Source organism: Helicobacter sp. MIT 14-3879 (assembly GCF_003364125.1).
Genome location: NZ_NXLP01000066.1, coordinates 1 through 6,443 on the forward strand (window position 1 = coordinate 1; position 6,443 = coordinate 6,443).

4 protein-coding genes are annotated in these 6,443 nt (G+C 33.1%); all 4 read right to left on the bottom strand.

The window, feature by feature from the left end; all coding sequences use genetic code 11:
• Positions 1–689: 689 nt before the first annotated feature.
• Positions 690–2,153: an FtsK/SpoIIIE domain-containing protein gene (locus tag CQA44_RS10835; protein WP_115547251.1), complete on the bottom strand. Its 1,464-nt coding sequence runs from the start codon at positions 2,151–2,153 to the stop codon at positions 690–692.
• Between the two features lie 8 nt (positions 2,154–2,161).
• A complete protein-coding gene (locus CQA44_RS10840) occupies positions 2,162–4,171 on the bottom strand; it encodes an AAA family ATPase (RefSeq protein WP_147289797.1) in 2,010 nt (669 codons plus the stop codon).
• On the bottom strand, positions 4,168–5,571 hold the full coding sequence (gene dndC / locus CQA44_RS10845) for a DNA phosphorothioation system sulfurtransferase DndC (protein WP_115547253.1): 1,404 nt from the start codon (positions 5,569–5,571) through the stop codon (positions 4,168–4,170). Before dndC ends, CQA44_RS10840 begins: the two co-directional genes overlap by 4 nt.
• 256 nt (positions 5,572–5,827) lie before the next feature.
• Positions 5,828–6,109 carry a hypothetical protein gene (locus CQA44_RS10850; protein ID WP_115547254.1) on the bottom strand — a complete coding sequence of 94 codons (282 nt, stop codon included), beginning with the start codon at positions 6,107–6,109 and terminating at the stop codon, positions 5,828–5,830.
• Between the last annotated feature and the right edge of the window lie 334 nt (positions 6,110–6,443).

The window sequence follows — 6,443 nt, forward strand, 5'->3', positions numbered from 1 at the left end:
TGTCATTCTTAAAGCTTTGTGTAGCACGACTGAAGAATCTAGCAATTCTTGTCATTACTAAATAATATACTCTTTACTTCTGTCATTCTTAGGCTTTAAGCCTAAGAATCTCATCAAAGCAGAGATATTTCGTGCTGTCATTATAAACTTTGCTTACAAAATGTAGAATTTCTAAACAAGCTTTTTATCCATTGCCGTTATGAACTTGCTTAAAGCTCATTATTCATAAACTACCGCCATATTTAGTTTCTTGTCATTCTAAACTTGCTTTTATCTGCTAAAGCAAGTTAGAGAGTTATCCCTAAAAGAGATTAACTCTTTGCGTGAGTTAATTAAACCCTGTGCAACTTGGTTGTGTAGGATTGTATCTAAGCTTTCATAATCTTTTATAAGCTCTCTTTGTTTTTTGCTACCTTGAATGGTATTTTCTTTAGCTGGGTTTTTTGGATCTGAAAGATTATGCTTTAAATTAACAAAATCGGTCCATAAATCCCTATTTGCTTAAAGAGAACTCAAAGCTAGACAACCAAGCAATATTACTAATACACTTTCTCTGTCTGAAGTTTGTTGTGGCTTGCATATTTAAGCAAGTTAGCTTTCTCTTCACTACTCTTAAGGGTATGGTCTTAAATATCATAGAAAGTGTAGATTCTGACATTTAACCTGTTTAAGTAAGGTTTTACTTAAATCTATAAAGAATCTAATTGCCTTTGGATTTCTTTGGGTGAGAGATACACACTCAATGCCCTTAATGTCTCCTTGCCGCTAAGTTGTATTAACATATCCCCTTTGCCTAAAAGCTTCTCTGCTCCATTATCATCAAGGATAATCTTAGATTCATTAGAATTTTTTGTCTTAAATGCAATACTGCTTGGAATATTTGTTTTCAAGCCTCTAAGGACGCTCCCATCTGGTCGTTGTGTGCCTAAAACTAAGTGGATTTTGCTCTCTCTAGCCTTTTGTGCTAATCTCTTTAGCATATCTTTAATCTGTGTTTTTTCATCTATTAAATCATTGAGTTCATCAATAATCAAAACTTTATAATTCATATTATTAAAATCTCTGCTCTCATATCTATTTTCCATTGTTTCTATCAAGTCTTGTATAGATTGCTGACCCCTTTCGTTATCTTTAATAATCTCAATACCTTTAATATTCTCAAATTCCCTAAAACTCACCCCTTTTTTAGGATCTATAATGGTAATTTCTATGCCTTTATTTTGCAAAAGACATAGAATCATATTTTTTAGAAACACGCTTTTCCCGCTTCCTGTCGTGCCTGCTACAAATAAATGAGGAGTTTCTTTTAAATCAAAACAAAAAGGATTTTTATCTATATCCATTCCTGCAAATATTCCTAACTCATCATTTCTCTCTTGTAGCTTTGCTAGAGCTTGTTGAAATTCTTTCTCGCTAGGCGTTAGCCACTCTTCTTCAGGCTTTGAGATTTGAATATCATAAGCTTTGCTTAATATCTTATAAGCAACAGTATTCACATCACAGCCCAACTCTCTATTAAGATATTTACTTTTGTCTTCAAAGGGCTTGATTTTTGTAGAATCTTGCACTTCTATTCTATAAATGTAATGCCGATAGGAGTCATATTCTTTGATTAGATTAATAGCAATAGCATTTTTTTTAAAATATCTTTCAATCCTTGTGAAATCCCTATCTAGCTTGTTTTCTTTCTCACTCTTAGATTCTCTCATAAACTGCCAATTTAAATTATCCAAGCACCATTGATAAAAGCAATCTGTATTTTTCCACGAGTTTTGTAGCTCAAATAACCCTCTGTGGATATATTTATTCAAAATAGATAAATAAAGCTTTTCATCTGTAAAAATATCTTGATTTTTAGAATCTAGCTCTTCTTTGTGTTGTATGTAGAATAAAGCCCTTAGCATTAAATCAAAATCATCTTTTTCCTCCTTTCCCTTGCCTGTGATTTGCTCAAGATGATATTCACTTTTCTTTTCTCCCCTAAGCTTTTTACCCTCCCAAAAGTCAGCATCAAGAGGCACTTTGGGTAGGTTTAAAGCCTTAGCAATAGCAATTCTTAATACATAATATTTAGATAACTCACACTCTAAACCCTCTTTAAGCACTCTATTGATTAGGTTTTCCTCTAAGTTTGTTGTAGTAATATCTGCCATTTTTGCTCCTATAATATTTCATCTATCATTGCATTGTTTATTCTAGCGTGTCCTCTATCATCGCTATTTTCTATCTTATAGAGCCTTGCAATATGAGATTTAGCATATTCATATTCTCTTTTAGAGACTTCAGTATCTGTTGGTAAGATGATAGTTTGTAGGTTTTGTGCATAATAATTTTGAATAATTCTTACGCGGTTTTGCCCATCTATCCTGCCTAAAGGCGTATCAATGATAAGTGGAATCTGTGCTTTTGAAAGCTCGCTTAATGCCCAAAATATAGCAATAGCTAGAATCTGCTTTTGCCCGCTGCTTTGACTTTCGATAATGACTAGCCCATCTTTATCATTTTTTAGTGCAATCTCAAAGTTTTCATCAATGACTAAGTCTTTGATATTATCATTAGGTAAAAGATTCTTGTATTTCTTAAGGATTTTATCTCTTAGCTCAAATCTTAGCTTTATGATGAGTTTTTCTCTGTAATTTTTAATGCTTTGTTCTAGCTCTTGGAGAAAATGAAGTTCATTATCTATCCTTTCTGTATTAATCTTTTGGTTAAGATGATAAATTTCTCTCTCAATCTCTTTTTTTTGTTCTATAACTTGCTTTAAATCATTTTCACTCTCTCTCTTTTGATGTTCTAGCTCATTTTGTTCATCTCTAAGTTGTTTTATCTCTCTTTCTAAATTTTGCTTTCTTTCCTGCTTGTAATCATCTATCTTTAATTCCTCAATTTCTGTTTTTGTATCTTTCAGAGCAATCTTGCATTCTTTCATCTCATTAATATCTTGGTATAAATTAATGTATTCTAAGCGTATAAAGGCTCTCTCAAGCATTAAAGCATTGGCATTAGAGATTTTAGAATGATAAGTATTTTTTGTTGCTAAAGCTTTGGGTATATTTTCTAGTGCATTCATCATAACATAATTTATTTCTTGAGAGTTAATCTCTGGATTTTCTTGCAAATAGGTTTGTGTGATTTCTTTTATTTCTGGTAAAAGACGATTAAAGACCTCGATGTCTTCTTTTCGGCTATGGGATTTTAGCGTATGAAGTTCTTGCTTGAGCGTGTTAGTTAAGCTTTTATTGCTCATAAAGATAATGTTTTTTAGTGAATCTGAAAGTTTTTCTTTATGCTCTTCTAGCTCTATTTCAAGCTTGTTTTTTTCATCATAAAGTTTCTGCATCTCTTTATCATCATCGGCAATAATCTTTTGATGTTCATAAGTTTTTTGCGAAATATGCTGCTTGTTATTTTCTAAATCATCACTTTTTTCTTTATATAGTTTTTTATAATGTTCTATTTTCTCATTTAGACTTTCAAGCTCTCTATTTTTTATCTTATAATCTAGCCTTGTTTTATCATCATCTGCTTGTTTTTCCTTAAGCTCCCTTTTATATTTTTCAATTTCTCTAAGGATAATATCTAAGGGCTTAATTTTTAGAATCTCTTCAATTTTATCTCTCAAGCCCTTGCGTATATTCTCTGAAATTTCACCAATTTCCTCACCATTGAAAAAGAAAAAATCCACAAAGTTTGTAGGCAGTAAGCAAATATTAAGCTTTTCTTGTGCCTCCTCATTGTAATAGCTTTGATTATCTATTTTTAGCTCTAGTGTTTCATTTATCTCTTGTGTATGCACACCCTCCCAAGTCCTTTGTACTCTAAACTTCTTATCTTGTAAAAAACCCTCAAAAATGATATAAAAATCCTCTTTATTTTCATCACAGGCATTGGTATTGAGTATGCCACGATAATGCTCATTTCCCTTGATAAACTTTTTAGGCGAGGTGGCAGAGGGGGCTAGATGTTTCAAACTATGAGGGATATTGCCCTCTTTTAACCCCGTGCCAAGAAATAAAATCTTACAGGCATTAATGAAGCTAGTTTTGCCAAAACCATTATTGCCATAAATGCAATAGAGATTCTTGCCCTCAATTTTTTCACCAAAATTCACTTCCACCCTGCCATAGTATGCAAAAATATTGCAAATGATGATTTTTTGTATAAACATCACATTTTCTCTTTTACTTTAGAAGTTCTATCTTCTAAGAGCTTTTCTATCTCTTTTTTGATTTGAGTTGAAGCATTATTTCTGCCCCTTAAACCTGCGGTATTATAAATATCTATGCAAGTATTAATGAGATTTTCTAAAGTCTTAGAATCTACCTCTTTGCTTGCCACCTCTTCTAAAAGCTCACTATGTAAAACCTTGCTTTCTTCTAGCTCTATTTCTTTCATTCTACCTACCTCCTTTGCAAGTTTTATTGCCTTAAATTCAAAGTCAAAGTCCTTATTCCATTGCTCTTGTATAGCAAGAATCTGTGAATCTGAAATAAGCCTACTTCCGCCATTTTGTATAAATTCCCTTTCTGTTTGTAAAAGTTTTTTTAAGATATTAATGCGAATGTGGCTTAGAAAGGGTCCTAATCCTCCCACTCTATAAACAGCCCTGCCATCGCGTTTATAATCTGCCCTTGCTTTAGAATCCTCTCTTAAATCCTTAATATAATTTCTAAATTCATTTAAGGGTTTTAGGTAATACTCCCCTGAAGCAATGAAGCCCTGCATAGATTTATCCTCATTAACCACCGTGCATACCCAGCACCCAAATCTTGAGCCTCCGCAACTATTTTGAGATAAATCTGTGATAAATTGACATTCCTCACCACTTGCTTTAGCATAGAGTGCAAACAGCTCGCTATGGTCTTTTTGCCATAAGGGCTTGTGTGTAGCAAGATAGCTCCACACCTCATCAGTGCTCCATTCTGCTAGGGGTGAATAGGTAAGAGTATTAGGAAAATCGTGGTGTTGAGAATAGCCCTCTTCATTTAAAATCCTCTTTTCTATGGATTTTTTACGATTGCTTGATTCTGCTTTGCGTGTGCCAAGTATTAAAAGTGCTGAACCATATTGATGTGTGATTCTAGCAACTTCACTTTTAGCAGGAGTGATTTTAAGCCTATCTGTGCACCAACGAAATGTTCTCGTAGGGCTAGGGTAACCCTTGCCAATGAGATTGACCCAAAAATCATCTTTGAGTTTTGGGCTTACTTGCAGGACTTCAAAAGGAATAGAGTTTTCTTTCGCGTGAGTATTGATAGAATCAATGACACTATGTAAAAATTTATCAATATGCGGGGCTTCTACAAGGGTATTGGAAGCAATGGCATAAGTTTGCCTCCTAAGATATGGCGGGAGAGAGCAGAGCATTTCATAGACTAGCTGTAAGATGCAAGTAGAATCTTTACCTCCACTAAAGGCTACTATCCACGTTCTTTTTGAGGAAATATATTTTGCCTTTAATTCCTCTAAAGTAGCAGTGATTTGAGAAAAAACTTTCAAGTTTGAATGAGTGCTAGAGGCTAGCTTTTGCAAGCTAGAAATGGGCGTAAAACCACTATCAAATACTTCCATTATCCCACAATCTAAATGATAAATTTCACTAAAAGGATAGATGGATTGAAAATCTGGGTTTTTTATAAGATCTTGTGCTAGAGTTTTAGACCTTATGGAGCTAAAGCATACGATTAAAAGAGGCTTGGCTGATAGAGGGGTTGTATTTCTTGGAGAAGTTTTGTTGTTTGCATAGAGTTTGTTGTCTAAAGAAGCGGTATTTTCTAAAGAGGTTGCATTTAGGGGTTTATTAGGGGCTTTCTTTTTTGAATAGATTTTATTTTTTAGAGAGAATTTGTTGTTTGAGGGGATTGCATTGTTTGCATAGAGTTTCTTGTCTAAAGAGGTTGTATTTTTTAAATAACCTTGCTGCCCCCCCCCCCGTTAAATTTTCTTTTAAAAAGTCTATTATTTCTTGCTGATTATTTGCGTGAATAGAATCTTGTAAATGCGCACTTAAAAAAGATTGTGTTGTGCGAATGTCAATAATGCAAAAAGCACACAAACCCTTTTGTTTTAATGAAGACAAGCGTAAGTATTTAGCAGTGATATTTCTCATTGATTTTAGTTGCCTTTATTTGTATCAATTTTGTATAACCCATTTTATCGTATAGCTAGCGTATAGCCACCCCGCAGAGTTTCATATAACTAAACTTATATAACTCATTTTATTGGTTTTATATAACGCAAAAATTTATTATAACATTTTTTAAAATCCCTTTTTCTTAAAAAGCATAGAGCATTATCTCGCTATTACAAAGCTTGATAATATAGTAAGATTTTTGTTTGCATAACATTATTATCTATTAAACAATTAGCAGAGATTATGAGACGTGGAATCCTAGATTTAATGTTACTGCAAGATCATACGCAAATTTTAATGTTAAAATTTT

Bases quoted from the DNA above. Each gene is read 5' to 3' on its own strand.
- CQA44_RS10850 (WP_115547254.1), bottom strand. From the start codon at position 6,109: ATGAGAAATATCACTGCTAAATACTTACGCTTGTCTTCATTAAAACAA.
- dndC (WP_115547253.1), bottom strand. From the start codon at position 5,571: ATGGAAGTATTTGATAGTGGTTTTACGCCCATTTCTAGCTTGCAAAAG.
- CQA44_RS10835 (WP_115547251.1), bottom strand. From the start codon at position 2,153: ATGGCAGATATTACTACAACAAACTTAGAGGAAAACCTAATCAATAGA.